The sequence below is a fragment of the Ruegeria sp. SATB045 genome (assembly GCF_059613525.1).
Genome location: NZ_JBXWSR010000036.1, coordinates 191,604 through 217,620, shown reverse-complemented (window position 1 = coordinate 217,620; position 26,017 = coordinate 191,604). Strand labels below are relative to the sequence as shown.

The 26,017-nt window shown below is 57.1% G+C and carries 28 protein-coding genes, 1 tRNA gene and 1 riboswitch; of the genes, 9 read left to right on the top strand and 20 right to left on the bottom strand.

What is annotated here, in order from left to right:
- Window positions 1-108: 108 nt before the first annotated feature.
- The 6 genes from dxs to AC2FNR_RS19635 all read right to left on the bottom strand — a co-directional run bounded on the left by dxs (window position 109) and on the right by AC2FNR_RS19635 (window position 5,366).
- A complete protein-coding gene (gene dxs / locus AC2FNR_RS19660) occupies window positions 109-2,037 on the bottom strand; it encodes a 1-deoxy-D-xylulose-5-phosphate synthase (protein ID WP_496850914.1) in 1,929 nt (642 codons plus the stop codon).
- Between the two features lie 16 nt (window positions 2,038-2,053).
- The gene (locus AC2FNR_RS19655) at window positions 2,054-2,920 is read right to left on the bottom strand and encodes a polyprenyl synthetase family protein (RefSeq protein WP_496850913.1); all 867 of its coding nucleotides are present in this window, start codon (window positions 2,918-2,920) and stop codon (window positions 2,054-2,056) included.
- A complete protein-coding gene (locus AC2FNR_RS19650; protein WP_170355709.1) occupies window positions 2,921-3,163 on the bottom strand; it encodes an exodeoxyribonuclease VII small subunit in 243 nt (80 codons plus the stop codon).
- The gene (locus tag AC2FNR_RS19645; protein WP_480870540.1) at window positions 3,160-4,086 is read right to left on the bottom strand and encodes a histone deacetylase family protein; all 927 of its coding nucleotides are present in this window, start codon (window positions 4,084-4,086) and stop codon (window positions 3,160-3,162) included. Before AC2FNR_RS19645 ends, AC2FNR_RS19650 begins: the two co-directional genes overlap by 4 nt.
- 69 nt (window positions 4,087-4,155) lie before the next feature.
- Window positions 4,156-4,857 (bottom strand): response regulator, encoded by a 702-nt coding sequence (locus tag AC2FNR_RS19640; RefSeq protein ID WP_170355711.1) that lies wholly within the window; start codon window positions 4,855-4,857, stop codon window positions 4,156-4,158.
- The gene (locus AC2FNR_RS19635) at window positions 4,854-5,366 is read right to left on the bottom strand and encodes a MarR family winged helix-turn-helix transcriptional regulator (protein WP_480870543.1); all 513 of its coding nucleotides are present in this window, start codon (window positions 5,364-5,366) and stop codon (window positions 4,854-4,856) included. Before AC2FNR_RS19635 ends, AC2FNR_RS19640 begins: the two co-directional genes overlap by 4 nt.
- 160 nt (window positions 5,367-5,526) lie before the next feature.
- On the opposite strand from AC2FNR_RS19635, the gene AC2FNR_RS19630 reads away from it, so the two are divergent.
- The 4 genes from AC2FNR_RS19630 to AC2FNR_RS19615 all read left to right on the top strand — a co-directional run bounded on the left by AC2FNR_RS19630 (window position 5,527) and on the right by AC2FNR_RS19615 (window position 9,636).
- A complete protein-coding gene (locus tag AC2FNR_RS19630; RefSeq protein WP_170755433.1) occupies window positions 5,527-6,393 on the top strand; it encodes a branched-chain amino acid aminotransferase in 867 nt (288 codons plus the stop codon).
- 117 nt (window positions 6,394-6,510) lie between these two features.
- Complete coding sequence (locus AC2FNR_RS19625; protein ID WP_496850909.1) at window positions 6,511-7,461, top strand: AraC family transcriptional regulator; 951 nt, start codon at window positions 6,511-6,513, stop codon at window positions 7,459-7,461.
- Between the two features lie 107 nt (window positions 7,462-7,568).
- Complete coding sequence (locus AC2FNR_RS19620; protein ID WP_170355715.1) at window positions 7,569-7,934, top strand: SPW repeat domain-containing protein; 366 nt, start codon at window positions 7,569-7,571, stop codon at window positions 7,932-7,934.
- Between the two features lie 133 nt (window positions 7,935-8,067).
- A complete protein-coding gene (locus AC2FNR_RS19615; RefSeq protein ID WP_496850906.1) occupies window positions 8,068-9,636 on the top strand; it encodes an alkaline phosphatase D family protein in 1,569 nt (522 codons plus the stop codon).
- A gap of 53 nt (window positions 9,637-9,689) precedes the next feature.
- On the opposite strand, the gene cobO is transcribed toward AC2FNR_RS19615, so the two are convergent.
- From cobO to AC2FNR_RS19590, 5 genes are all read right to left on the bottom strand, one after another.
- Entirely contained in the window at window positions 9,690-10,289 is a 600-nt protein-coding gene (gene cobO, locus AC2FNR_RS19610) for a cob(I)yrinic acid a,c-diamide adenosyltransferase (RefSeq protein ID WP_496850904.1), read from the bottom strand.
- Window positions 10,290-10,347: 58 nt separating this feature from the next.
- Window positions 10,348-11,283 carry a DMT family transporter gene (locus AC2FNR_RS19605; RefSeq protein ID WP_480870611.1) on the bottom strand — a complete coding sequence of 312 codons (936 nt, stop codon included), beginning with the start codon at window positions 11,281-11,283 and terminating at the stop codon, window positions 10,348-10,350.
- Window positions 11,284-11,315: 32 nt separating this feature from the next.
- Window positions 11,316-11,990: an HD domain-containing protein gene (locus AC2FNR_RS19600; protein ID WP_170755124.1), complete on the bottom strand. Its 675-nt coding sequence runs from the start codon at window positions 11,988-11,990 to the stop codon at window positions 11,316-11,318.
- Window positions 11,974-13,074, bottom strand: a complete 1,101-nt coding sequence (aroC, locus tag AC2FNR_RS19595; protein ID WP_496850902.1) for a chorismate synthase — start codon at window positions 13,072-13,074, stop codon at window positions 11,974-11,976. Before aroC ends, AC2FNR_RS19600 begins: the two co-directional genes overlap by 17 nt.
- Before the next feature lie 124 nt (window positions 13,075-13,198).
- A complete protein-coding gene (locus AC2FNR_RS19590; RefSeq protein ID WP_353392648.1) occupies window positions 13,199-13,639 on the bottom strand; it encodes a 6,7-dimethyl-8-ribityllumazine synthase in 441 nt (146 codons plus the stop codon).
- A gap of 68 nt (window positions 13,640-13,707) precedes the next feature.
- Window positions 13,708-13,856: riboswitch (FMN riboswitch) on the bottom strand.
- A gap of 55 nt (window positions 13,857-13,911) precedes the next feature.
- Between AC2FNR_RS19590 and AC2FNR_RS19585 the strand changes: the two genes are divergently transcribed.
- Window positions 13,912-14,526: an FMN-binding negative transcriptional regulator gene (locus tag AC2FNR_RS19585; protein WP_496850900.1), complete on the top strand. Its 615-nt coding sequence runs from the start codon at window positions 13,912-13,914 to the stop codon at window positions 14,524-14,526.
- A 2-nt stretch (window positions 14,527-14,528) separates the two neighbouring features.
- Here the strand turns inward: AC2FNR_RS19585 and AC2FNR_RS19580 are convergent, their stop codons facing one another.
- Entirely contained in the window at window positions 14,529-14,972 is a 444-nt protein-coding gene (locus AC2FNR_RS19580; RefSeq protein ID WP_496850898.1) for a c-type cytochrome, read from the bottom strand.
- A gap of 490 nt (window positions 14,973-15,462) precedes the next feature.
- On the opposite strand from AC2FNR_RS19580, the gene petA reads away from it, so the two are divergent.
- The 3 genes from petA to AC2FNR_RS19565 are packed head-to-tail and all read left to right on the top strand — an operon-like array spanning window position 15,463 to window position 18,193.
- A complete protein-coding gene (petA, locus tag AC2FNR_RS19575; protein ID WP_170355724.1) occupies window positions 15,463-16,047 on the top strand; it encodes a ubiquinol-cytochrome c reductase iron-sulfur subunit in 585 nt (194 codons plus the stop codon).
- A gap of 11 nt (window positions 16,048-16,058) precedes the next feature.
- Complete coding sequence (petB, locus tag AC2FNR_RS19570; RefSeq protein ID WP_496850896.1) at window positions 16,059-17,390, top strand: cytochrome b; 1,332 nt, start codon at window positions 16,059-16,061, stop codon at window positions 17,388-17,390.
- A 17-nt stretch (window positions 17,391-17,407) separates the two neighbouring features.
- Window positions 17,408-18,193 (top strand): cytochrome c1, encoded by a 786-nt coding sequence (locus AC2FNR_RS19565; protein ID WP_496850894.1) that lies wholly within the window; start codon window positions 17,408-17,410, stop codon window positions 18,191-18,193.
- Window positions 18,194-18,335: 142 nt separating this feature from the next.
- Here the strand turns inward: AC2FNR_RS19565 and mtaB are convergent, their stop codons facing one another.
- On the bottom strand, window positions 18,336-19,592 hold the full coding sequence (gene mtaB, locus AC2FNR_RS19560; protein WP_170355727.1) for a tRNA (N(6)-L-threonylcarbamoyladenosine(37)-C(2))-methylthiotransferase MtaB: 1,257 nt from the start codon (window positions 19,590-19,592) through the stop codon (window positions 18,336-18,338).
- Window positions 19,589-20,431, bottom strand: a complete 843-nt coding sequence (gene dapF, locus AC2FNR_RS19555) for a diaminopimelate epimerase (RefSeq protein ID WP_496850893.1) — start codon at window positions 20,429-20,431, stop codon at window positions 19,589-19,591. The genes mtaB and dapF overlap by 4 nt, the downstream gene beginning before the upstream one ends.
- Window positions 20,432-20,642: 211 nt before the next feature.
- Here dapF and AC2FNR_RS19550 point away from each other — a divergent pair.
- A tRNA-Lys gene (locus AC2FNR_RS19550) sits at window positions 20,643-20,718 on the top strand.
- A gap of 94 nt (window positions 20,719-20,812) precedes the next feature.
- Here AC2FNR_RS19550 and AC2FNR_RS19545 read toward each other — a convergent pair.
- From AC2FNR_RS19545 to AC2FNR_RS19520, 6 genes are all read right to left on the bottom strand, one after another.
- Window positions 20,813-21,865 (bottom strand): tyrosine-type recombinase/integrase, encoded by a 1,053-nt coding sequence (locus tag AC2FNR_RS19545; RefSeq protein WP_496850891.1) that lies wholly within the window; start codon window positions 21,863-21,865, stop codon window positions 20,813-20,815.
- A gap of 185 nt (window positions 21,866-22,050) precedes the next feature.
- Window positions 22,051-22,308: a hypothetical protein gene (locus tag AC2FNR_RS19540; protein WP_170665997.1), complete on the bottom strand. Its 258-nt coding sequence runs from the start codon at window positions 22,306-22,308 to the stop codon at window positions 22,051-22,053.
- Window positions 22,309-22,551: 243 nt separating this feature from the next.
- Window positions 22,552-23,145 carry a recombinase family protein gene (locus AC2FNR_RS19535; RefSeq protein WP_496850889.1) on the bottom strand — a complete coding sequence of 198 codons (594 nt, stop codon included), beginning with the start codon at window positions 23,143-23,145 and terminating at the stop codon, window positions 22,552-22,554.
- A 402-nt stretch (window positions 23,146-23,547) separates the two neighbouring features.
- Window positions 23,548-24,306 (bottom strand): SDR family NAD(P)-dependent oxidoreductase, encoded by a 759-nt coding sequence (locus AC2FNR_RS19530; RefSeq protein WP_093962201.1) that lies wholly within the window; start codon window positions 24,304-24,306, stop codon window positions 23,548-23,550.
- A gap of 18 nt (window positions 24,307-24,324) precedes the next feature.
- Entirely contained in the window at window positions 24,325-25,146 is an 822-nt protein-coding gene (locus AC2FNR_RS19525) for an ABC transporter permease (RefSeq protein ID WP_093962200.1), read from the bottom strand.
- A gap of 7 nt (window positions 25,147-25,153) precedes the next feature.
- Window positions 25,154-26,005: an ABC transporter permease gene (locus AC2FNR_RS19520; protein ID WP_093962199.1), complete on the bottom strand. Its 852-nt coding sequence runs from the start codon at window positions 26,003-26,005 to the stop codon at window positions 25,154-25,156.
- Window positions 26,006-26,017 lie beyond the last annotated feature (12 nt).

Below are 26,017 nucleotides of genomic sequence, written 5' to 3'. Positions count from 1 at the left end.
AGACATATTGTCGAATGGAAGCACTGCAATCCCAGGTCTGATATCTGTCATTTGTGACAGATTGGCTGAAGTGCCCTCTTGAGGCACCATTTTCCGCAAAAACAAAGATTAGGCGCGTTTTTCGCCGATCGTCGCCACGCCCAGAACCGAGAGCACTTTGGCCTCGATCTGCTCGGCATTCATCCCGGCCACCGCGTACATATCAGCAGGGCTGGCCTGATCGATGAAGATATCGGGCAGTACCATTGAACGGTATTTCAGGCCGTCATCAAACACGCCCTCATCAGCCAGCAGCTGCGCCACATGGCTTCCGAACCCGCCGATTGCGCCTTCTTCGATGGTGATCAGTGCCTCGTGATTGGCGGCCAGATCCAGAATCAGGCCGTGGTCCAGTGGCTTGGCAAATCGCGCATCAGCAATGGTCGGCGTGATGCCTTTGGCGGCAAGCGCCTCGGCCGCCTTTTGCACCTCGGCCAGACGGGTGCCGAAGGACAGCAGGGCGACGCGCGCGCCGGTCTGGATAATGCGGCCTTTGCCGATTTCCAGAACCTCACCGCGTTCGGGCAGGTCTACGCCCACGCCCTCGCCTCGCGGATACCGGAAGGCGATGGGGCCTTCGTCATGTGCGGCGGCTGTGGCGACCATGTGCATCAGCTCGGCTTCATCGGCGGCGGCCATCACCACCATGCCCGGCAGGTTGGACAGATAAGCGATGTCGAACGATCCCGCGTGCGTCGCGCCATCGGCCCCCACAAGGCCCGCGCGGTCGATGGCGAACCGAACCGGCAGGCGCTGAATGGCCACGTCATGCACAACCTGATCATAACCGCGCTGCAGGAAAGTCGAATACATGGCGCAGAACGGCTTCATCCCGCCTGCGGCCAGTGCGGCAGCAAAGGTCACGCCGTGCTGTTCGGCAATCGCCACGTCGAAACAGCGTGAAGGGTAGCGTTCGGCAAACAAGTTGAGTCCGGTGCCATCGGGCATCGCAGCGGTCACAGCTACTATCTTGTCGTCGCGCCCGGCCTCATCCACCAGTGTCTTGCCAAAGACCAAGGTATAGGACGGCGCGTTCGAAGGCGCTTTGTGCTGTTTGCCGGTCACCACGTCGAATTTCGCGGTTGCATGCCCTTTGTCGCGGGCTTGCTCGGCGGGGGCATAGCCCTTGCCTTTCTTGGTCAGCACATGGATCAGGATCGGCCCGGTTGCCCGCGCCTTGACCGTGCGCAGAACCGGCAGCAACTGGTCCATGTCATGCCCGTCGATGGGACCGATATAGGAAAAGCCAAGTTCTTCGAAAAACGTGCCGCCCATGGCCATGCCCTTAAGCATCTCTTTGGCGCGTTTCGCCCCTTCGCGGAAGGGTTCCGGCAGCAGGGACACCGCGCCTTTGGCGGCGGCTTTCAGATCGTGGAACGGGGCCTCGGTATAAATCCGCGACAGATAGCTGGACAGCGCACCAACCGGGGGCGCAATGCTCATCTCATTGTCGTTCAGGATCACAACGAGGCGTTTCTTCAGGTGGCCCGCGTTGTTCATCGCCTCGAACGCCATGCCTGCGGACATCGACCCATCGCCGATCACGGCAATCGCATCACCCAAGCCTTCAGGCGTGACACCGCCCAAATCGCGCGCGACGGAAAACCCAAGCGCCGCAGAGATTGAGGTGCTGGAATGCGCGGCCCCAAACGGGTCATAGGGGCTTTCGCTGCGTTTGGTAAAGCCACTGAGGCCGTCTTTCATGCGCAGGGTGCGAATGCGGTCACGCCGCTCGGTCAGGATTTTGTGCGGGTAACATTGATGCCCCACATCCCAGATGATCTTATCGCGCGGCGTGTCAAAAACGGCGTGCAGCGCCGTGGTCAGTTCGACCACACCCAGCCCCGCCCCCAGATGTCCCCCGGTGACAGACACGGCCGAGATGGTCTCAGCCCGCAGCTCATCCGCGACCTGTCGCAATTGCGAGTCCGAGAACTGCTTGAGGTCCGCAGGGCGGTTCACAAGGTCCAGCAGAGGCGTATTGGGGCGGTCAGACATATGGCGCATTCCTGGCTTAGCTGTCCCGGGCAATAACGAAGCGGGCGGCGTCCTTCAAGGTTTCAGCGGCAGGCCCATAGCCATCCAGCGCAGCACAGGCCTGATCCACCAGCTCGGCCGCGCGGGCCTTGGCGGCCTCCAACCCAAGCAGCGACACAAAGGTGGCCTTGCCCGCCTGTGCATCCTTTTGCAGGCGCTTCCCGGCCTTTTCGGCATCGCCCTCAACATCCAAAATGTCATCCGCGATTTGAAAGGCAAGCCCCAGGGCGCGGGCATAGTGGCGCAGCGGGTCCGCATCCGCCTTCGCCAACCGCGCGCCCGCACAGGCCGACCATTCGATCAAAGCCCCTGTTTTGCCCGCCTGCAGCCGCGTGATCTGATCCAGCGTCAGCGGGCTGGCCGCCGTTTCCGCCGCGATATCCAGCGCCTGACCCAGAACCATCCCCTGCGCACCGCTGGCTTTGGCCAACGTTAGGGTCAAATCCGCGCGAATTGCGGCTTCACCCACCTCGGCACGCGCGCACAACTCAAAGGCAAGCGTCTGCAGAGCATCCCCGGCCAGAACGGCGGTGCCCTCATCCCATTTCACATGAACCGTCGGCCGCCCCCGGCGCAGATCATCATCATCCATGCAAGGCAGATCATCATGGACCAGCGAATAGGCATGCAGCGCCTCGATCGCCGTAGCTGGCCAAATCGCGCGATCGGCGTCGACCCCATGCAACCGCGCGCTTTCCAATACCAGAAATCCGCGCAGCCTTTTCCCACCCTCGGTGGCATAAGCCATCGCCCGGGTCACATCCAGATCGTCCAGCGCCCCCAAAACCGTATTGAAGTGGTCCTGGATAAACGCCGCATCCTGCGCCAATCTGTCTCGAAACATTTACTGACCTTCGACAGGCGTAGTCCCGGTCGGCTGACCATTGGCGTCCAGCGTGATCGCGGCCACTTTTTCCTCGGCTCGCTTCAACTCATCCTCGCAGCGCTTCTTCAGCGCCGCTCCGCGTTCGTACAGCGCGATGGACTGGTCCAATGCAACATCGCCACGTTCCAGCTGGCCGACCACGGTCTCCAGCTCTTTCATGGCCTGTTCGAATGTCATCTGGTCGACGGGTGTCTCGGTCATTGGGCTGCCTTCATCAATTCTTCCACATGAGCACGGGTGGCTTCGGACAGGGCTCTCAGATCATACCCGCCCTCCAGAGTCGAGACGATACGACCGCCGCATGCTTCGCCCGCAATTTTGCAAAGTTCGGAGGTGATCCATGCGAAATCATCTGTGGACCAGTTCAACTCTGCCAGCGGATCGTCCTGATGCGCGTCAAACCCGGCCGAGATGATTATCAGCTCGGGCCGAAACTCTCTGAGACGCGGAAAGGCCAGCGCGCGATAAGCTGCCCTCATCACCACCCCGCTTGAGCCCGGAGGCAGGGGAATGTTCAAAACGGTGTCAAATGTTCCGGTCTCGTCAGGCCGGCCCGAACCCGGCCACAGGGGCATTTGCTGGCTGGTGACGACCAACGCACGTTTTTCGTCCCACAACAGGTCCTGCGTGCCGTTACCATGGTGGACGTCGAAATCGAAAACGGCGACCCGTTTCAGTCCGTGATGGTCCAGCGCGTGTTTGGCGGCCAGCGCTGCATTACCGAAAACACAAAACCCCATTGCGGTGTCCGTTTCCGCGTGGTGGCCGGGCGGCCTAACCGCACAAAACGCATTTGGGGCCTCACCACCAAGCACCAAATCCACCGCACGAACAGCCGCGCCCGCCGCGCGGTAGGCGGCACTGACCGAGCCTGGGCACAGAAACGTATCGCCATCAACCTGACGGAACCCCTCGGTCGGAGCGGCACGGCGAATATCCTGAATATAGCTTTCGGGATGAATACGCAGCAAATCATCATCCGCTGCCAAGGGCGCAGTCTTGCGATCCAAATCCAATGGTTCCAAAGCGTGCAGAATATGCTCTAACCGCGCGACCCGTTCAGGATGGCCCTCGGGTGTTACATGTCCAAGGCAATCCGCATGAGTCAAAAGCGCAGTCTTCATCGGGATCCCATCTTCATCTGGCTACAAATATCCTCGCCGAAGGCATGAAATCACCGCGCAGCGGCTCAATCAGTCCGGAGCCAACATGTAACCCGCGCCGCGTACAGTTTGCAAATACCGCGGCTGTTTGGGGTCTTGTTCGATTTTGCGCCGCAGCCGGGTGATCTGGACATCCACCGCGCGTTCCTGTGCCTGGCCCTTGTCGCGGCCCAGATCTTCAACCAGTTTCGACCGGCTGATCGGCTCGCCAGGCTGGGCCGAGAAAATCTTCATCAACTGGCTTTCCGTTGCGGTCAGGCGAACAGGTTCTTCACCTTGCCACATCTCACCTTTTTCGACGTCGTACCGGATCGGACCCAGGGTTAGGATTTTGCTGACAGTCTCTTGTGCTGGCGTTTCGGGCATGCGCCGCAGAATGGCATTGATGCGCAGCAGTAGTTCCTTGGGCTCAAACGGCTTGGCCAGATAATCGTCTGCCCCCGCCTCAAGCCCTGCAATTCGATGCTCGGTCTCGCCGCGGGCTGTCAACAACAGGATGGGCGTCGCATGGGTTTCGCGCAGCGCCTTCGTCAGGCTGACACCATCTTCCCCTGGCATCATCACATCCAGCACGATCATGTCGAAATCCAACCCCGACAAAACCCGACGTGCATGGGCCGCATCCCGCGCCGCCGTAACCAAAAATCCGTTCCGCATCAAAAATTTCTTGAGCAAATCCCGGATACGTTCGTCATCGTCAACGATCAGCAGATGGGCGTCCATATCGCTCATGAGGTGGTATCCCGTAATTTCTTGTATGCATGACGCATATCAGCATCCATCATGGCTTCAAGTACTTTACGAAACCCTGACACGGCCTCGGGGCCTGCGTCTTTGTAAGCGGCACGCATTCGAACGCGCTGGGCTTCTGATAGTTTCGCTTCCAGAGCTTCGCCTTCATGGGTTAGAAATAGGTGCCGTTCGCGTTTGTCCACTGTTCCAACGCGACTTTCGACCAAACCGTCCTCGATCAACGTGCGCAAAACCCGGTTCAGAGACTGTTTTGTCACCCCCAATATGGCCAGCAGGTTGTTAACCGTTGTCCCTGGCGCGCGTTTGATGAAGTGGATCGCGCGATGATGCGCGCGGCCATAGGCAAGGTCCGACAGAATGCGATCAGGATCCGCTGTGAACCCGCGATAGGCAAAAAACATCGCTTCGATCCCCTGCCGCAGTTGTTCATCTGTCAGAAACAACAGGCTTTCGCCGCCGAAAACCTGGGCGGGACGGGTGTCAGACATATCATGCCTCATACGTTACTTCTGCCCGAGTTTATGTCAGCGTTATTGACATTCCAAGAGGAGACAGGTATCGAATCGCAGTTTTTGCGCAACTTTATGTCCGATTCGGACTTAATTGGCGCAATAATCGAAAATTTCGACCCGGTTCAGGAGGTTTCGCATGGCGGGGTATGATGATCGTGATGGTGTCATCTGGTTGGATGGCAAGCTGGTTCCCTGGCGCGAAGCCAATGTCCATATCCTAACACACGCAATGCATTATGCGTCCTCGGTCTTTGAAGGCGAGCGCGCTTACAATGGCAAGATTTTCAAAAGCCGCGAACATTCCGAGCGCCTGATCGCCTCGGCCGAGGCGCTGGATATGCCGATGCCTTACACGTTGGACGAAATCGAAACCGCCAAGGAAGAGACTCTGAAAGCCAGCGGGCTGCAGGACGCTTATGTGCGCGTTCTGGTCTGGCGCGGCTCGGGTGAGGATATGGGTGTCGCGTCGGCTAAAAACCCTGTGCGGATGGCTGTGGCAGTCTGGCCTTGGGGCGCCTATTACGGCGACGCAAAGATGCAGGGTGCCAAGCTGGATATCGCGGAATGGAAACGCCCCAGCCCCGAAACCATCCCCGTCCACGCCAAGGCGGCGGGTCTTTACATGATCTGCACCATCTCAAAGCATAAGGCCGAGGCCAAGGGCTGCTCGGACGCATTGTTCATGGATTACCGCGGTTATGTGGCCGAGGCGACCGGTGCGAACGTGTTTTTCGTTAAGGATGGTGAGGTTCACACCCCGCTGGCCGATTGCTTTCTGAACGGCATTACCCGCCAGACCGTGATTGGTATGCTGAAAGACAAGGGTCTGAATGTGATCGAACGTCACATCATGCCGGAAGAAATGGCCGATTTCGAGCAATGCTGGCTGACCGGCACCGCAGCCGAGGTCACTCCGGTCGGGCAAATCGGCGACTACACGTTCGAAGTGGGCGACATCACCCGCGAGATCGCTGCCGCATACGAGGCGCTGGTCCGCGCCTGATTCACAAGGAATCACACCCCCCGCTTTGGCGGGGGTTTTTCTTTGCCCAGCGTTCAAGAGATTGTGCAGATCGTCCGGGCTGCTGGATGTTTTGGCAGACGATTGTACGTTAGGTCTATGTTGGACCTTCTCAGCGATATCCTCACCCGCCTGTCTTTGCGCGGTACGTTTTATTTCCGAACTTCGTTCACGCCCCCTTTTGGCATTCAGGTACCGGCCTTTGAAAACGTAGCCCGGTTTCACTTTGTGCAGCGCGGTGAACTGAAGGTTCATGTCTCTAACACAGGGGAAATCCTGCGTCTGAAGCAGGGCGATCTGATCCTGATCCCGCATGGATCAGCCCATGCGCTGCTGTGCAACGAGGTCAAACCGCTGGATGCGCTGCCGCTGGAACAGGTGCTGCAGGTTGCAGGCTATCAGGGTGATGGCGTGCTGATCTATGGCGGCGAGGACAAGACCCGCGATACACAACTGATCTGCGGGCATTTCTCTTTCACTGGGCCACCCGGGCGGCAGGGTACCGGACATATGCTGATCGACCGGCTGCCCCCTTATATCCTGATCGAGAATTACGGCGAGGAAGCCGGGGCCTGGATCGAGTCTACCCTGCGGATGATTGGGTCCGAGATTGGTGGAACGCGGATTGGCGGCGATTTAATCGCGCTAAAACTGTCCGAAGTTCTGTTTGCGCAGGCCATCCGCGCTCATCTGGAACATCAAAGCCCCAGCGAATCCGCGCTGGCCGGGTTTGCTGACCCGCGTGTGTCCCGCGCGCTGACAGCGTTTCATCAGGCGCCCGCGCAGGACTGGAGTGTTGAGAGCTTAGCGCGCGAGGCTGGAATGTCCCGCACCGCATTTGCGCAACTGTTTTCCGAGAAGATGGGGACAACTCCGATGCAATATCTGACCGATTGGCGGATGCAGATCGCTTGCCACGGTCTGACTGAAAACCGGTGGAATGTGGCAGATGCGGCGGCCGAAGTAGGATATGCATCCGAGGCAGCCTTTTCCCGCGTCTTCAAGAAACAGGTCGGCCTGTCGCCGGCAGCATATCGATCAATGCATTGATGCCCTGATTTCTGGACGATCTGCAATTTTTTGCGGACGATCCGGACTGAAACGTACAGGCTTTCCGACCTACCTTGGAGCCATACCAAGCAAGGAAAGGAAATATAATGTCTGTTCGTTTCGTTACGCGCAATATCCATGCCTATCTGGACTATCCCGTCGCTATCGCCCTGATGACGCTGCCTTTTCTTTTGGGGCTGGGTCAATCCAATCCGTTGGCGCTGTGGTTGTCGGTCGTCACTGGTGTTGCCGCTTTTGTGCTTACCGTTCTGACCGACCATCACCTGGGGATCTGGCGCGTCTTACCCTATAAGTTTCATCTGGCCGTGGATCTTCTGGTCGGAGTGACATTTCTGGCTGCGCCCAGCCTGTTTGGGTTTTCGGGCCTGGATGCGGTATTCTACTGGTTGAACGGCGCTGCGGTGGTCGCCGTCATCTCGCTCAGCACGCCGGAAGAGGGTGTGACAGCGTGAATGCGTTATCCACAAGTGTCACAATATCATCGTGATACTTTCAAAAATCTGAGCCGCTTGTTTTACAAACAGGCGGCTCACTGCCGCTCACCAATCGTGTGGTCCCTAAGGGCCACCAGACAGGAGAGCCCAAATGACCCGAATCTTACGCCCCAACCGCCGAGCCTTTCTGGCTGGCAGCACCGCCTTCGCCGCATCACTGTCCATGCCGGCCATCAGCCGCGCATCCTCACGCCCGGTTTTCACCCACGGCGTTCAGTCGGGTGATGTTGACACCACCTCGGGTATGATCTGGACCCGCACGGATCGTCCCGCCCGCGTGATGATGGAAGTTTCCACTACCGAGAGCTTTGCTGATGCGCGCAAATTGACTCCGATGGATGCGATTCCCAACAGTGATCTGGCCGTTAAGCGACTGGTCGATGGGCTGCCGTCGGATCAGGATATCTTTTACCGTTTTGTGGCCGCCGATTTGCACGACATCAACGCCGTATCAGAGCCTATTGTTGGCCAATTCCGCACTGCACCGACCTCGCGCCGGGATATCCGCTTTGCCTGGTCGGGCGACACCGCTGGGCAGGGTTGGGGCATCGACGACGAAGGGATGCGCACCTACGCCACCATGGCGCAGCACAAGCCCGATTTCTTCATCCACTCGGGCGACACGATTTATGCCGATGGTCCGATGCAGGATGAGGTCGTCAAGGATGATCAACTGATCTGGAAAAACACCACCTTGATCGACGAGAAACGCAAAGTGGCTGAAACGCTGGACGAATTCCGTGGTCAGTGGAAATACAACATGATGGACGAGCATGTGCGCGCCATGAACGCCGTCTGCCCGACCTTCTTTCAGTGGGATGACCATGAGGTCGTGAACAATTGGTCGGATGCGAAAGATCTGGTCTCGGACGACCGCTATACCGAGAAGTCGGTCCACGTGCTGCAATCCCGCGCCGCCCGCGCCTTCCACGAGATGACACCGCTGCGCATCACCCCGGCCGAGCCGGGGCGGGTGTATCGCAAGATTTCATATGGGCCGATGCTGGACGTGTTCTTTTTGGACCTGCGCAGCTATCGCGGACCGAATGGTGCCTCGATGGAGGATGAGATCACCGATCAGTCCCGCATTCTGGGGGTCGAGCAACTGGCTTGGCTGAAACGGGAGTTGGCCGCATCTGAGGCGACGTGGAAGGTTATCGCGTCCGACATGCCGATTGGGTTGATCGTCTGGGACAACTGGCGCGAAAAGTCCGGGGCCGAGGCGATCTCGAACGGTGATAGTGGCCCCGCCAAAGGACGCGAGTTGGAGATTGCCGATCTGTTGCGGTTTGTCAAAACCGCCGGGATCACCAATACGGTTTGGTTCACGGCTGACGTTCACTATACTGCTGCGCACTACTATGACCCAAACAAAGCGCAGTTTCAGGATTTTGAGCCGTTCTGGGAATTCGTCTCGGGCCCGTTGCACGCTGGAACCTTTGGTCCGAACGCGCTGGATGGGACCTTTGGTCCCGAAGTCAAATTCGTCAAAGCCCCGACTGAGGATCAGGGTGCCAACCTGCCGCCCAGCGCTGGCCTTCAGTTCTTTGGATTGGTGGATATCGACGGTGCAACCGAGCAGATGACAGTGCGTCTGATGGACCGCGCCGATACCGAGCTTTGGTCGATCACGCTGGACCCGAAGTCTCGCGCAATTTGATAGGATCAGAGCGCCCTTGACTTATGATCGGGGGCGCTCTGTCATCCCAAAGTTTAATAGTCCACGCCGCGCTGGGCTTTGATGCCAGCTTGAAACGGGTGTTTTTCTTCGGTCATTTCCGTGACCAGATCGGCATAGTCTCGCAGGGCTTGCGGCGCGTCGCGGCCCGTCAGGAACACGCCAGTGTTGACTGCCCGTTCGTTCAGACCATCAATCACCTGATCCACCGTCAGATATTCATAGCGCAGGGCGATGTTGATCTCGTCCAGCACCACAAGGTCGTATTCGCCACTGGCCATCAACGCCCGCGCTTTGTCAAAGGCCGCGTTGGCGGCGGCGATGTCACGCTCGCGGTCTTGCGTGTCCCAGGTAAAACCCTCGCCCATCGTTTGCCAGGTGACCAGATCGCGCTCTTCGAAAAAGCGGCGCTCGCCCGTTTTCCACTTGCCCTTGATGAACTGCACCACGGCCACTTTCTGACCCCAGCCAAGCGCCCGGATCACCACACCAAACGCAGCCGAGGATTTGCCTTTGCCCTTGCCTGTGTTGATCAAGACTAACCCGCGATCCGGGTCTACGGCCTCGGATACTTTCTTGCGGTGCTGGGCCTGCACCTTTTGCATCTTTTCCTTGTGATCCTGCGCGTCACTCATGAGAGGAACCTTTCATTCTGTTGCGCCCAACCTAGGTGAAGTTCGGCAAAGGTAAAGATCAGGTCTTGGGATCGGTTGCAGATTGGGCTTTATTGCGTTCCAAGCCCAGCTGACGTTCGCGTAGGATCACCACAACGTTGCCCGCAATTACCAAAGTGGCACCGATCAACATGACGAGTGTGGGCAGTTCGTCGAACCAAACGTACCCGATAACCACGGCAAACAGCATCGTTGTATAGTCGTAAGGCGCCAGCATGGAGGCCTGCGCGAACTTGTAAGACGTGGTCACCAAAATCTGAGCAACACCGCCTGTTATTCCTATAACTGCCAGTGTCAGAGTCTGTTCAAGGGTTGGTGTCGTCCAGCCCCACAAGGCCGTACAGGACGATAAAAGGGTTGCTGTCAGTGAAAAGTAAAAGGCCACGGCGGCGGGGTGATCGACCTGCACCAATTGTCGGATGTGGATTTGTACAAACCCACGCGCCATCGTCGCAACCAAAACGCAAAGCGCCCCGATCGCCGCTGTGCTTTCCATGTTGTTGCCGCCCAGCCGGGGCCAGATCATGATCAATACGCCGAGCAGCCCAAGACTGACTGCGCCGATGCGGATCATACGAATACGTTCGCCCAACATGAAGGCCGCCAGAATTAGGGTGAAGATCGGTGTGGCATACCCAATCGCCGTAACCTCAGGCAGGGGTAGTAAAGCCAGTCCGGTGAAGGTTAGTCCCATGGCTGACGTTCCCAGAACCCCTCGCCAGAAATGCCCCATGGGTTTTCTAGTGATTAGACCTTTTGCCAGTTCTCCGCGCCAAAGCAGCCAGCCAACGACAACCGGTATCGCAAAAAGTGATCGGAAGAACACGATTTCGCCGGGTGGAAAGTCATCCGACACCGCTTTGACCACTGCAGCCATCGCCGTGAACAGGAACAAAGCGCCCAGCTTCAGACCCACCGCCAGGACGGGTCGATGCGATGTTAAGGATTTTGCCATGGGCCGAACCCTGCGCCTTTAGTCGGCAAAGATCAACGGGTGGCCTCGCCGTTTATCCATGTATTGGGTAGTTCACTGCCGATTTCTTCGGCGAAGTCTTCCAGAAACCGGATCATCCGCGCGGTACGGCGTTTTGCAATCTGCCGTCCGGATTCGGTGAGCATATCGTCGGACAAGTTCAGCAATTTCACTTTCCAATGGTCCAGTGAAAAGTGCAGATCATCTAGCGTGCGATCAGCGGCAAAGGGATCAGCTGCATCGTACAGAGTACGCCCCAAAGCGCCCGAGACCGAGAAGTTCCGTGCAATCCCGATGGCGCCCAATGCGTCCAGCCTGTCGGCGTCGCGCAGAATGCGGGCCTCGGGCGTTTCGGGTGGAATATTTGCCGAATAGCTATGTGCCTCAATGGCATGTTTGGTGGCGTCGATCTGGGCGCGGCTATAACCAAAATCTCCCAGAATAGGCTCTGATTCCAGGGCAGATTTACGTGAAGCCAAATGGCGATCCGGATCATCTTTTGGCAGGTTTACCAGATCGTGGAGATAGCTGGCCGCCAGCAGAACAGTCATATCTGTCCGGTCATCAGAAATGGCCTGTGCGTTCACCCAGACGCGGTCCAGATGGGCCAGATCATGGGCCGGGTCTGTTTCCATGCGCTGCGCGACGACGCCGCGCAAGCGGCCGCGCAGGTCAGCCGATATGTCCACGGTTTTCTCCGATCTGGCCGCGATGTAGCAGCAGATGATCAAAGATCACACAGGCCATCATCGCCTCACCCACCGGGACGGCGCGGATGCCGACGCAGGGATCGTGGCGACCTTTGGTGATGATCTCGGTTTCCTCACCCGATTTAGTGATCGTCTTGCGCGTCGTCAGAATGGAGGAGGTCGGCTTGACTGCAAACCGCACGACGATGTCCTGTCCGGTCGAGATACCGCCCAGAATACCGCCCGCGTGGTTGGAGCTGTATTGTGGGCCGTTCTGACCCATGAAAATCTCATCGGCGTTGGCCTCACCGGTCAGTTCTGCGGCGGCCATGCCTTCGCCGATTTCGACGCCTTTGACGGCGTTGATCGACATCATCGCTGCGGCCAGATCAGTGTCTAACTTGGCGTAAACCGGCGCGCCGATCCCTGCGGGGACGCCGCGCGCGACGACTTCGACCACAGCGCCAACCGAGTTGCCGGATTTGCGCAGATCATCCAGATAGGCGGCCCATTCGTCAGCGGCTTGGGCGTCGGGTGTCCAGAACGGGTTCTGTTCGATCTGCGACCAGTCGAAATTGGCGCGGTCGATCTTATGCGGGCCGATTTGCGTCATATAGCCGGTGATCTGCACATTTGGCGCGATCTGTTTGATGGCCTCGCGCGCCAATCCTCCAGCGGCAACACGAGATGCGGTTTCGCGCGCCGAGCTACGCCCGCCGCCGCGATAGTCGCGGATGCCGTATTTCTGCCAATAGGTGATATCAGCGTGGCCCGGACGGAACTTGTCCATGATATCGCCGTAGTCTTTCGAGCGTTGATCGGTGTTCTCGATCATCAGCTGAACGGGCGTGCCGGTGGTCTGCCCCTCGAACACGCCGGACAGGATTTTGACCTGATCGGGTTCGCGCCGCTGGGTGGTGAATTTGTTCTGACCCGGTTTACGCTTGTCCAACCAATGCTGGATCATACCCTCGTCGATCGCAACGCCCGGAGGGCAACCATCCACCGTCGCCCCTAAGGCGGGGCCGTGGCTTTCACCCCAGGTGGTGACGCGGAAGAGGTGTCCGAAACTGTTCATCGACATGGGGCGTGCTCCTTTGAGGGTTGTGATTAGCGGGGAGAGCCTCTGGCCTCAAGCGGATTTGCGGTTGGGGCGGGGTGCGCTGCCCTGTGGGCAGCGCGTTTGAGTATTTGCGAAAAGATGAAGATCAGGCCGCCTGCGCAACTTTTTCGCGGGTTTCGGTGATTTTGAGTGCAGCCTGCGCGGCCTCGCGCCCTTTTTCCACGAAATGCGCGCGGTAGATCGCGTTGTGGTGGTCAGTTTCCTGATATTGATGCGGGGTCAGCGAGACCGACAGGACCGGTACGCCCGTGTCCATCCCGGCGCGCATCAACCCATCGACCACGGCCTGCGCCACGAAATCATGCCGGTAGATGCCACCATCCACCACAAAAGCGGCACAGGCGATGGCCGCATAGCGCCCGGTTTGTGCGAGGTCGCGGGCCAGTAGGGGCATTTCGAACGCGCCGGGGACGTCAAACACGTCGATCTGGTCGGCGGGGATAAGTTGCAGGAACCCTTCCAGCGCCTGATCAACGATATCGGAATGCCAGTTGGCTTTGACGAAAGCATAGCGGGTGTGTGTCATCATGATCTCCTACGTAAACAGACACGTCACCCAAGGCGATCACGAGCAGCCGCGCCGAGGGGCACGCTGCGCGTTCTCTTTCATCCGGACTGTAACCGTCGGCTCTGGCTTCTCACCAGATCTGCTTGTCACCTCGTGTACCGAGGCCGCTCGCGGGCTTACGGATCAGCGCCCGCATACCGCCGGTGGGGAATTTCACCCCGCCCTGAGAACGACGCGGACCTTGCCAAGATCGCTGCGAATCTGCAAGGCGTTCCGTTAGGAGATTTGATATGCACCCAAACCCGGCTTTCCGCTCTGAAGATCAGGCCCTAAGCGTCGAATTTGCCCGCGCGCGGGCCTTTGGCGTATTGGCGCTGTCCACCGAAGGCGCGCCGTTGATCAGTCATGTACCTTTTCTGCTGAGCGAAGATGGCGCGGTCGCAGAATTGCATCTTGTGCGGTCAAACCCGATTGTCCGCGCGCTGACAGTCCCGCGCGCGGCGAAAATCGCCGTCGCCGGTCCGGACGGCTATGTCTCACCCGATTGGTACGGGGTCGAAGATCAGGTGCCTACGTGGAATTATGTCGCCGTTCACTTGACGGGAAAGCTGGAACTGCGCCCGCATGATGAATTACGGGATCTTTTGGACCGTCAGTCGGCTTTTTATGAGCAGCGGTTGTTGCCTAAACCAGCTTGGACAACCGGCAAGATGACCCCTGATGCACTGGACCGGATGATGCGCATGATCGTGCCTTGCCGGATGCAGGTCAACGATATTCAGGGCACATGGAAGCTGAACCAGAACAAACCCGAAACCGTGCGCTTGGCCGCGGCGGATCAGGTGGCAGAGGGGATCGGTTCAGAGCTTTCGAGGCTGACCGCGCTGATGCGGGGTCAGCGCTAGGGTCAGTCGCTGAACGTTGCCAGGTAGGCCGCGATGTCCTCGGCCCCTTTTTTCAGCTTTACGCTCATGTTGGAACGGGCCGTTTCGTCGTCAAGATAGTCTTTGATAAAGCGAATCGGATCTTTGGAATAAGCGGCGATGTTGTCCTCGGTCCAGATCAACCCTTCCTGGCCCGCGAGGATCATGTCGTCGGTGAACATTCCGATCGGCAGCCGTTCACTGCCATTCAGGTAGTCGGTTTCGGTGCCAGCTATGCGCCCGACAACACCAAAGAGATTCGGCCCGGTGATTCCTCCTTTCACCAAAACCTCACCATCCTTGATGATCGCGTGGCAAGAGGAACACCTGTTGTAAAGCGCCTCGCCCTTGGCTGGATCTCCGGCCGCGAGGGCCTGTGTCGATAGTAACAAAGCGAAAAGCAGCGTGATCCGTGAAGTCTGTGGCATGGGAAAAGTCCTGCTAAAAGTTGTCCTGACCCGCGCCTTCTTGCATTCGCGTGCCAAGTGCAATCAAATTCCGAGCGTATGGGGTCATTCTGAAATATCTATTTTTAATTCAATAATTTATACGCTCTGATTTTAGCTGAAGTTGAAGAAAATAAGGCAAGAATTGGGAATATTCTTGAAAGTTTGACCTCTTCGGTTTCTGCTTTGTAAAGCCTGACGGTTCGCGCGCGGACCTGCCCGTTAATAGCGCGAATCACCTGAGCAGAGACATGGCCCTGGTGCTCGAATCCTTTGGCTAAAATCAGCTCCAACCTTGAAAAAAGTACCTGACGTAGTGACATGAATGCCCAGATGCGGCGTAGTGCGCGCCTATGACCGCTGGACGAACCGATTTCTCCCGGCTAGATAGCCGCGATGAGACGCCGCTTTGATGCGGTGCTGATGCATGTTTGCCCGGTATCCTCCGGGCGCCGGAATCGGAGAAAACCTCGTGTCCCACGCAGAAGACAACGAAGGCACCCGCAGAGATTTCCTCTACTACGTCGCTGGCGGCGCAGGTGTCGTTGCGACGGGTGCAGCCGTATGGCCCCTGATCAACCAAATGAATCCCTCGGCAGACGTTCAGGCGCTGTCCTCGATCCGTGTGGACGTGAGCGGCGTTGAGCCGGGGACGCAGCTGACTGTGAAATGGCTGGGTAAACCCGTCTTTATCCGTCACCGCACCGGTGCCGAGATCCAAGAGGCCAAAGAGCAGGACGCCGAAGGTCTGGATGCGCTGCCCGATCCGCTGGCGCGCAACTTCAACCAACCGGCTGATGCGCCCGCGACCGACGAAAACCGCGTCATGCCCTCGCCTGAGGGCGAAGCCCCCGGTGCCTGGCTGGTTCAGATGGGCGTATGTACGCACCTGGGCTGTGTGCCGCTGGGCGATGCCGGTGACTTTGGCGGCTGGTTCTGCCCCTGCCACGGTTCGCACTATGACCTTGCCGGTCGTATCCGTAAGGGCCCTGCGCCTGAAAACTTGCCTGTTCCGCCCGCTGAGTGGACGGACAACAGCACCATCAAACTCGGCTAAGGGAGACCCAAATGTCCGGAATTCCCCACGATCATTACGAGCCGAAGACAAACGGCGAAAAGTGGCTGAACAGCCGCCTGCCCATCGTCGGCTTGCTGTACGATACACTCATGATCCCCACCCCCAAGAATCTGAACTGGATGTGGATCTGGGGTATCGTGCTGACATTCTGTCTCGCACTGCAGATCATTACCGGCATCGTTCTGGTGATGCACTACACCCCGCATGTTGATCTGGCCTTTGCCAGCATCGAGCACATCATGCGCAACGTGAATGGCGGCTATATGCTGCGCTATCTGCACATGAATGGCGCATCGCTGTTCTTTGTTGCGGTCTACATCCATATCTTCCGTGGCCTGTTCTACGGCTCGTACAAAGCGCCGCGTGAGATTACGTGGATCATCGGGATGCTGATCTACCTGATGATGATGGGTACTGCCTTCATGGGCTATGTTCTGCCCTGGGGTCAGATGTCCTTCTGGGGTGCGACCGTGATCACCGGCCTGTTTGGTGCGATCCCCTTCGTTGGCGACGCGATCCAGACCTGGTTGCTGGGCGGACCCGCAGTGGACAACGCCACGCTGAACCGCTTCTTCTCGCTGCACTATCTGCTGCCGTTCGTGATTGCGGCGCTGGTCATCGTGCATATCTGGGCCTTCCACACCACCGGCAACAACAACCCCACAGGTGTTGAGGTTCGCCGCACGTCGAAAGCCGATGCCGAGAAAGACACGCTGCCCTTCTGGCCCTACTTTGTGATCAAGGACCTGTTTGCGCTGGTCGTGATCCTGGTCGTGTTCTGGGCGGTTGTGGGCTTCATGCCGAACTATCTGGGCCACCCGGACAACTACATCGAAGCCAACCCGCTGGTCACACCTGCACATATCGTGCCTGAATGGTACTTCCTGCCGTTCTACGCGATCCTGCGGGCCTTCACCGGTGAAGTTTGGGTTGTTCAGTTCGCAAGCTTCATCACCGGCGGCATCATCGATGCCAAGTTCTTTGGTGTGATTGCGATGTTCGGTGCGATCCTGGCGATGGCTCTGGCACCGTGGCTGGACACTTCCAGCGTGCGTTCGGGCAAATACCGTCCGATGTTCAAATGGTGGTTCTACCTGCTGATCGTCGATTTCTTTGCCTTGATGTGGCTGGGTGCGATGCCGGCCGAGGAGCCCTATGCGACCTTCTCGCTGATCGCCTCGGCTTACTGGTTCGCCTATTTCTTCGTGATCCTGCCGATCCTTGGTGTGATCGAGAAACCTCTGGCCCAGCCCGAGACCATCGAAGAAGACTTCAACGCGCATTATGGCAAGGCTGATGCCGAAGCCACGCCGGCCGAGTAAGAAGAGGGACCGGAAACATGTTCAAGAAACTTGCAATCGGTGCCGCGTTTGCTCTGGCTCTCACCCCTGCTGCGTCCTTCGCGGCAGGCGGCGGCGAGCAGCATATCGAGGACTTCAGCTTTTCATTCGAGGGGCCGTTTGGCACCTGGGACAAGAACCAGCTTCAACGCGGCCTTCAGGTCTATACCGAAGTCTGTGCGGCTTGCCACGGTCTGCAATATGTACCTCTGCGTGACCTGGAAGCGTTGGGATATTCGGAAGAAGAAGTCATCGCCTATTCGGCAGAGAATTTCGAAATATTCGATCCGGAACTGGATGATTTCCGTCCTGCGATCCCAACCGATCACTTCCCGGCAAACACTGGTGTCGGTGCACCGGACCTGAGCCTTATGGCAAAGGCCCGCGCCGGGTTCCACGGCCCTTACGGCTTGGGGATCAACCAGTTCTTCAAAGGCATGGGTGGTGCCGAGTACATCGCGTCCCTGCTTGATGGCTATACTGGTGAGGAAAAGGAAGAGGCAGGCACCATTCTGTACGAGAACAAAGCCTTCCCCGGTGGTTGGATCTCGATGGGGCCGCCGCTGTCCGAGGATCAGGTCGAATTCGCCGATGGCCATCCTGCCACGGTAGAAGCCATGTCCGAGGACATTGCGGCCTTTCTGATGTGGACGGCTGAGCCCAAGATGATGGAGCGGAAGTATTCCGGCTTTGTCGGCGTGATCTTCCTGTCGGTTCTGTCGGTGCTGCTGTATCTGGTGAACAAGCGCCTGTGGGCCGGTGTCAAAGGCAAGCGTCAGCACTAAGGCTTTTGCATTTCTGAAATTGAAAACCCCCGCGCCATCCGGTTGCGGGGGTTTCTTGTTTCTGGCGGGATAAAGGGCCCAGCCCCTTCTTGGCCTGCGGCCAACTCAACCCCGAGATATTTTTAGCCAGATGAAGGACGGATCAGGCTTTGAGTTGGCTGTCCGTGTAATCGGTGATCGAGGCGGTTACGATCTGACCTTCGGGTTGGGGCGTATCGAAAGTGACTTCGGTGAACTGTTCCGTGCGGCCCATATGTGGGTTTTCCATCAGGATGTGATGGGTTTTGCCCAATTGTGCGGTCAGGTGTTTCGCGACCTGAGCGTCTCCGGCAGCGCGCAGGCGCGCGGCGCGGGCTTTGATGATGGTGCCGTTGATCTGCTGCGGGATGCGGGCCGCGGGCGTTCCTTCGCGTTTGGAGTAGGGGAAGACATGAAGCCAGGTCAGGTCACAATCCGTGACCAGTTTCAGCGAGTTTTCGAAATGGGTGTCTGTTTCGGTGGGGAAGCCTGCGATGATATCCGCGCCAAAGGTCATGTCTGGGCGCAGCTTGCGGGCCTCTTCGGTGAAGCGGATGGCGTCGTCGCGCAGGTGGCGGCGTTTCATCCGTTTTAGGATCAGGTCATCGCCATGCTGCAGCGACAGATGCAGGTGTGGCATAAGGCGCGGTTCGGTCGCGATGGCCTGCATCAGGTTTTCATCCACCTCGATCGAGTCGATCGAACTGATCCGCAGGCGCGGCAGGTCCGGCACCAGCTTGAGGATGCGCATCACCAGATCGCCCAGCTTGGGCTGTGCGGGCAGATCGGCGCCCCACGAGGTCAGGTCGACGCCTGTGAGCACCACCTCGTTATAGCCCCGGTCCACCAGCCGCTTGATTTGGTCCACCACCACGCCCGCAGGGACGCTACGCGAGTTGCCGCGGCCATAGGGGATGATGCAGAAGGTGCAGCGGTGGTCACAGCCGTTCTGAACCTGCACATAGGCGCGCGAACGAGTGCCGAAGCCGTCGATCAAGTGGCCTGCGGTCTCGGTTACGGACATGATGTCATCGACCTGTACCGCCTCGGTCTGACCGATGAAATCGGCGGCCATGCCTTTCCAGGTGTCGGGTTGCATTTTTTCGGTATTGCCGATGACCGCGTCGACCTCGTCCATTTTGGCGAAGGTTTCGGGTTCGGTCTGAGCAGCGCAGCCGGTCACGATCAGGCGGGCATCGGGGTTCTCGCGACGCAGCTTGCGGATTTCCTGCCGGGCTTTACGCACGGCCTCGGCCGTCACGGCGCAGGTGTTCACCACCACGGCGTTCGACAGGCCCGCCTGTTGCGACAGTTCTTTCATCGCCTCGGTCTCGTAGGCGTTCAGGCGGCAGCCCAGAGTAGTGAACTTGGGCGCGCTCATCCCAGCGTCCTCAGAAATTCGGGGGTCAGCGTGCCCGAGAATACATGGGCACTGGGACCGGTCATCCAAACGCCATCGTCGCGCCATTCGATCCAGATCGTGCCGCCATCCAGCTCGATCTGCACTTTGCGCCCGGTCAGGCCACGCCGTGCAGCCGCCACCGCCGTGGCACACGAAGACGAGCCCGAGGCCAGCGTGATGCCCACGCCGCGCTCCCACACGCGCATACGGATGTGATCGGGGCCGATGATCTGCGCCACCTGAACGTTCGTGCGTTCGGGATAAAGCGGGTGATATTCGTAGCGCGATCCGAATTCTTCCAGTGGGATGGCCTCGGCATCGTCCACAAAGAATGTGCAGTGCGGATTGCCCATTCCGGTTGCCGAGGGAACGCCTTCGATAGGCAGTTCCAGCGTATCAACCTCTTCAGCCAGCGGAATCTCGTGCCACTCCAGTTGCGGTGGGCCCATGTTGACCGAGGTCAGCCCGTCGCCCGCGTCGCGCGCACAAAGCGTGCCGCGTTCCGTCGTCAGGGTCAGCTCGGGCTTGCCGGTTTCCTCCATCAGGAATCGGGCAATGCAGCGCGTGGCATTGCCGCACGCGGCCGAGGTCGATCCATCCGCATTGTAGAACACCAGATGCGCGTCCGATTCACCGTTTTCGATCACGGCCAGCTGATCGAACCCGACTCCGAACTGACGGTGACCGATTCCCTTTGCCAGAGCGGGCGTCAGGTCAATGCTTTGCGCACGCGCATCCACAATGACAAAGTCATTGCCTAGCCCGTGCATCTTCATGAAGGGCAAACCCGAGGTCAGTATTCGTTGCATGGCGGGCATATAACCCTGCCTTTGAAATGAATCCACCCTATCGCGCAGATTCCTGAAAAAAGGGGTTGACCCCCCTGCGTCCCCTGCCTAATTAGGCCGCCTATCGGGTCGCCGGAACGTAAGAAATTACAGGCGAAACGAGGCGTGAAATAAGGACTTGCACCCAATCGGGAAAATGCCTTAGAGAGCGCCACGGATCGAAAGATCCTAACAAAAGAGTGGGCCGTTAGCTCAGTTGGTAGAGCAACTGACTTTTAATCAGTGGGTCGCAGGTTCGAATCCTGCACGGCTCACCACTTTTTCAAATTAAATCAGCGACTTGAGGGTGAACTGGCCTTCGCTGAAAGTATAGTAACTCCATACGAAGGCCAAATTCGGGGCCACCGTTTTTCAGGCGGCGTTTTGATTGAGGATCGCCCTTGCCTCGTCTGCTGTAGGCTGCTTGGCATACTTTGCATATTTTTGGGTCTGTTGCAGCGTGGCGTGACCAAGCAGGTGTGAAACCTTATCTAGAGGCATCCCGTTGTTCAGAAGCCGGGTGGCATAGGTGTCTCGGCAGGAGTGGATTGTTGCTTTCCCCTTTTCAGCGAGAACCCTTCTGCTGGATGGACACATGGTCCCGATAGCTTCCCGCAGGTTCTTCACCGCCTTGTCCATTGAAACGAAGGGTTGGCGTTGGGCATGGTTACGGGACAGAACTTCGTGCAGCCTGTCACTAATAGGCACAAAGATCGCTTTCCCTGTCTTGTAGTTCCAGTTGTCGATAACCCTCCGTTGCATGTCTATGTCAGCCCACTCAATCCCGAGTGCTTCCCCAAGACGGACTCCGGTGTCGATGAGATAGACAAATAAGTCGTGTGCCTTCTGCCATGCTCCGGCCTTGTGTTCGGCTTCTTTTTCGAGGCAGTACGCAATCACCGCCCTCTCTTCTTCGGTCGATAAGGAGCGAGATTTGACAAAGCCCTTTAGCATCTGAAAATCCAAATCAGGATTCGCCTTGTGGCGTTTCCGGCATAGATTGTTGATCCGTTTCAGAAACCGAAGTTCGAGATTTATGGTGTTCGGTTTCACACCCTCTTCCTGTCGGGCTAGCCGGTGATCATCCAGATCATCATCCGTAAGCGATGACAGATAACGGTCGGGATTCAACGCCCAGCGTCCCTCAAAGGCCTTTGTTAGCCCCAGCAGTTTGTTGGTCGCATACTGGTAACTTTCGGCGGTTCTGCCCTCTACGGTGGCAACTGTGAGTTTGCAGGCATCCCGCAAAGTAATCTCGGGCTTCTCCCCATGCTGGCGTCTGTTCATGACTTTGTTGTACTCGGCCATCATGACCCGATTGGCCTCAGATTGGGACGTGCGTTTTGTCGTTCCCCTGTACCGTTTCCCGTTCACCATGAAGCGATAGTGCCAGTAGGGCGAGTTGTCTTTCTTGAACAGTTTCATCTTGTCAGTCTCCAGTTTTGTTCAGTCAATTTCGGAAGATAAGTTTAGTAACTACATACATGCTGGCTGGCGTAAGGGTTGCGTCGTTTTTGTCTTGGTTTGATTTTTTGTGAAGCTAGTTTCGTGAAGGCGTGTTTAGTACCTACATACATTGCTGTCAAGTTGCTTCCCGGCCCCATTTTCTGCTAATCGGACAGGTAGTCGTCCAGCTGCCCTTTCCGCAGCAGTGTCAGGAACTTGGTGACTTCACGGCGACTGCGATTTTGGAACAACGCACGATAGAGTTCTGGTTGGTACTCGATCAGGCAGAGCAACACCCACTCTGACTTGTCCATCTTCAGAACGTCAGCAATCGGCCCCCAAAGCGTCGCAGGGATGCTGATGTAACCCAACTCCATTTGACTGACCATCGTGTAGTATTCGATGCCAAGTTCGTCAGCCATTGCTTTCTGGGTGAACCCGGCGGCGGTTCTTGCGTCCTTAAGGCGCTTTCCCAGATTGCTTTTGTTTTTTTCTTTTCGCTTTTCCGAGAGCATTTCAATTCTTCCATCTGTTCTCGCGGTGTTATCGCAGAGAAGTTTTGTAAGTCCTAGTATGTATCTAACATATCCTGCTCGATTGTACCCTGAACACGCCATGGGTGAGGTGATATGTAAGGGTTGTGCGTCTACCAAGCCAGCACTCTCTTAAGTTGTTGATTGGCCGGTATTCTCCGTCCACAAGGCCGGAGTTTGGTATTCAGCGACAATTCGATAAACGGACCGCTCGGAAAGCCCTAGAAGTGCTGCGGTTTCCCTTTTGCTGTGACCTAGGGCCAAGTGGTCCAGCACCGCATTCTTTTTCATACGGGCCGTCGGTTTCCGACCCTTGTACTTGCCTTCTGCTTTGGCCTTGGCGATGCCTTCCCGTTGGCGTTCCAGCATCATCTCCCGTTCAAACTGAGCCACGGAACCCAGAACATTCAGCATCAGTTTTCCGGTAGCATTTGACGTATCCAAGCCTAGGTTCAGCACCCGAAGGCCAATATTCCTAGCTTCTAGGTCGTCCACAATTTCCCCGAGATGTTTCACAGACCGGGCCGGGCGATCCAATTTGGTCACAACCAGAACGTCACCTTCCCGGCAGAACTCTAGAGCGGCGTTGAGGGTCTCTCTGGGAGCCACAGAACTTATCTGTTCCTCGTACACCTTCTCGCATCCAACGCCCCTCAGTGACTCTCTCTGAGCCTCTAGGGATGCTTTCTGTTCCAGTGTCGAGGTACGTGCATATCCGATCATCATGTGATGGCCTCCTTGTCTGCCAATGATGTTTAGGAAGTTGCGGCAGGGTGTCTGCCAAAAGCCGAAACCGACTCCATAGACAGACATTTGCGCCACGCTCTGAGGCTGACACATGGGCACGGTCTATCGGCAGCGGTTGGGAAGCCTTTTTGCGCTGGGCAGTTGGCCAGAGAAAACTCATTTCAGAATGAAGAGGGGGCAGGGGTTTCGGAAGGCGACTTCAAAAAACGGGGGTTATAAGTGTTATTATTGTTGTTGTTTGGAAGTCGGCCACCTCACAAACATCGGATGGAAAGCTGACGGCAATGGTCGGATGACCGCATTGAGCCCAAAGCGGACTGAAATGTGCTCGCCAAAATGAATTGCGGCGATAGACATTCTCTTGAGCGGTCTAACCCATCACTAAATGCATTCACCGCCATCGATAACCAGGGCTTGCCCCGTCATAAAAGCGGATTCATCTGAAGCCAAATAGACGATCCCATGGCCAATCTCGTCAACTGTCGCCCATCGACTCATGGGGATCGCCTGCTCGATGTAGCTTTCCAGTTTGGCACGGCCTCCCATCTGCTTTTCGAAGCCTGCATTGAAAGGGGTGTCTACAAATCCTGGACATAGGGCATTGAAACGGATTGCATGGACAGCGTAGTCGGCTGCCATCTGCCGGACCATCGCAACAGCAGCGTGCTTTGTAGTCGCATAGGCGATCATACCCCGGTCATATTGAACCCCAGAATTGGAGGCCGTGACGATCACGCTGCCTCCACCTTGTGATTTCATATGGGCGACGGCTGCACGCGCGGCAATGAAGTGAGCGCGGACATTCAATGCCCAAGAAGCATCCATTCCATCTGGTTCCACTTCTTCCAGCGTTCCTTCGATCTGCAACCCAGCGTGAGAGTGCAACACGTCAAGCCGACCGAAGTTTTTAACTGCTTCGTCTATGGTTCTGGTAAGGGCATCGTCATCGGTCACATCAAGCTGTATGGCAGATGCTTGATTTCCCTGCGCTACGATCGCGGCCACAGTGGCTTCAGCAAGTGTTGCATCGCGATCGGTTACCACAACATGCGCACCCTCTTGTGCCATTGCCATTGAACCCGCCCGACCAATTCCTGATCCCGCGCCCGTCACGAGCGCGACCTTACCTGCAAGCCGCATGTCACTTGGCTCCTTTATTTAATTATTCGATTTTGAGGCGCCTCGGCGCAAAAGCAGCTGCGCTGCTACGAGCAACAAGAGCGACGCGCCCATAACCATAGTGCCGATGGCATTGATCTCGGGTGTTACGCCGCGCCGGATGGATGAGAATATGTAGATTGGCAGGGTTGTTTCTGAGCCAGCTACGAAGAACGCGATGATGAAATCATCAAATGAGAAAGTGAAGCTGAGCAGGAAGCCTGCCAAAATTGCCGGTGCTATCAACGGCAGGGTCACCTGTCGAAAGGTGCCCCAGGGCGTCGCAAAGAGGTCAGCCGAAGCTTCCATGAGCGCGCGGTCCATACCCGATAGCCTTGCACGTACGATGATTATGACCAGCGCCATTGTGAACATGGTGTGGGCGGCGACAAGCGTGGGCATCCCCATGGAAAGTTGCGGGGGATTTGCTCCATCGGGCCATAGGCTTGCAAGAAGCGGGTTTAGCCAGCCGAATACGGTGACCAGGGCAATGAGTGTCGCGATGCCGATGACGATACCGGGTATCATTATCGCAATATAAATCATCGCATCAAACAAAGTTCGGAGCCATCCCTTAACCCCTTGTAAAGCGATGGCCGCCATGGTTCCGAGAGTGGATGCGAGGCAAGCAGTTATTAATGCCGCAAGCAGACTGGTCTCGAGCGCGTCCATTACAAATGGGTTGTTCAGCGCTCTACCATACCATTGGGTCGAGAACCCCATGAACTGGCTTGCGTGTCGTCCGGCATTAAAGCTGAAAAGCGCGATGATGCCGATTGGAATATAGAGAAAAAGGTAGACGCAAATCGCGTATAAGCGCATCGGACCCTCACATCAGCGAGACATCTTCGCGCTGGCCACCCAGGCGCGAGATGAATTTCATGTAAATTGAGACAGTGACAAGCATTACGACAACCAGAGTCATTGCGACCGCCGATCCGTACGCCCAGTTCCGAGACTGCAGGAACAGGTCCACCAGCGCATTTCCGACGAAAAAGACCTTTCCGCCGCCCAAGATCGCTGGGATCAGAAACTCGCCCATCAGCAAGATGAAGACCAGCATGCAGCCAGTTGCGATACCAGGTACCGACAAAGGAAGTGTCACCTGACGGAACGTACGCCATGGGGTAGAGCCGAGATCAGCCGATGCTTCCAGAAGGCGTTTATCCAGTTTGTCTAAGCTTACAAAAATCGGGAAAACCATCAGAGGTAGATACCCATAGACAATCCCGACAAGCACAGCGAACGGCGTATTTATCAGGCGGATATCATCGATGCCGATCGACTCCAGTAAAGCGGGCAAGCCACGCCCCCCAAGGATGAAAATCCAAGCGTATGACCGGATCAGGATCGATGTCCAGAACGGCACGATCACTAGGATCAACAGCGAAGTTCTCCACTTTGGTGAACAACGCACTGCAAGAAAGTAGGCGAGCGGGTAGGCAATTACCAACGCAGCGATAGTCCCCAGAGGTGCAAGGATCAAAGTGTTCTTAAACGCCGTCCATCGCGCAGGAAGGTTGGCATATTGTTCCAACGTGAACGCTGGAACGTAGCCTCCGGCGGCACCCCGTTCGCCAAAGGAAAAGACGAAGACGACCAGCAGAGGAAGGGCTAGCATTACCAAAAGCCATATTCCTGCTGGAGCCAGCAACAGTGCTTTTCTGCCTCGTTCGGTCATTTTGTCCTCGTC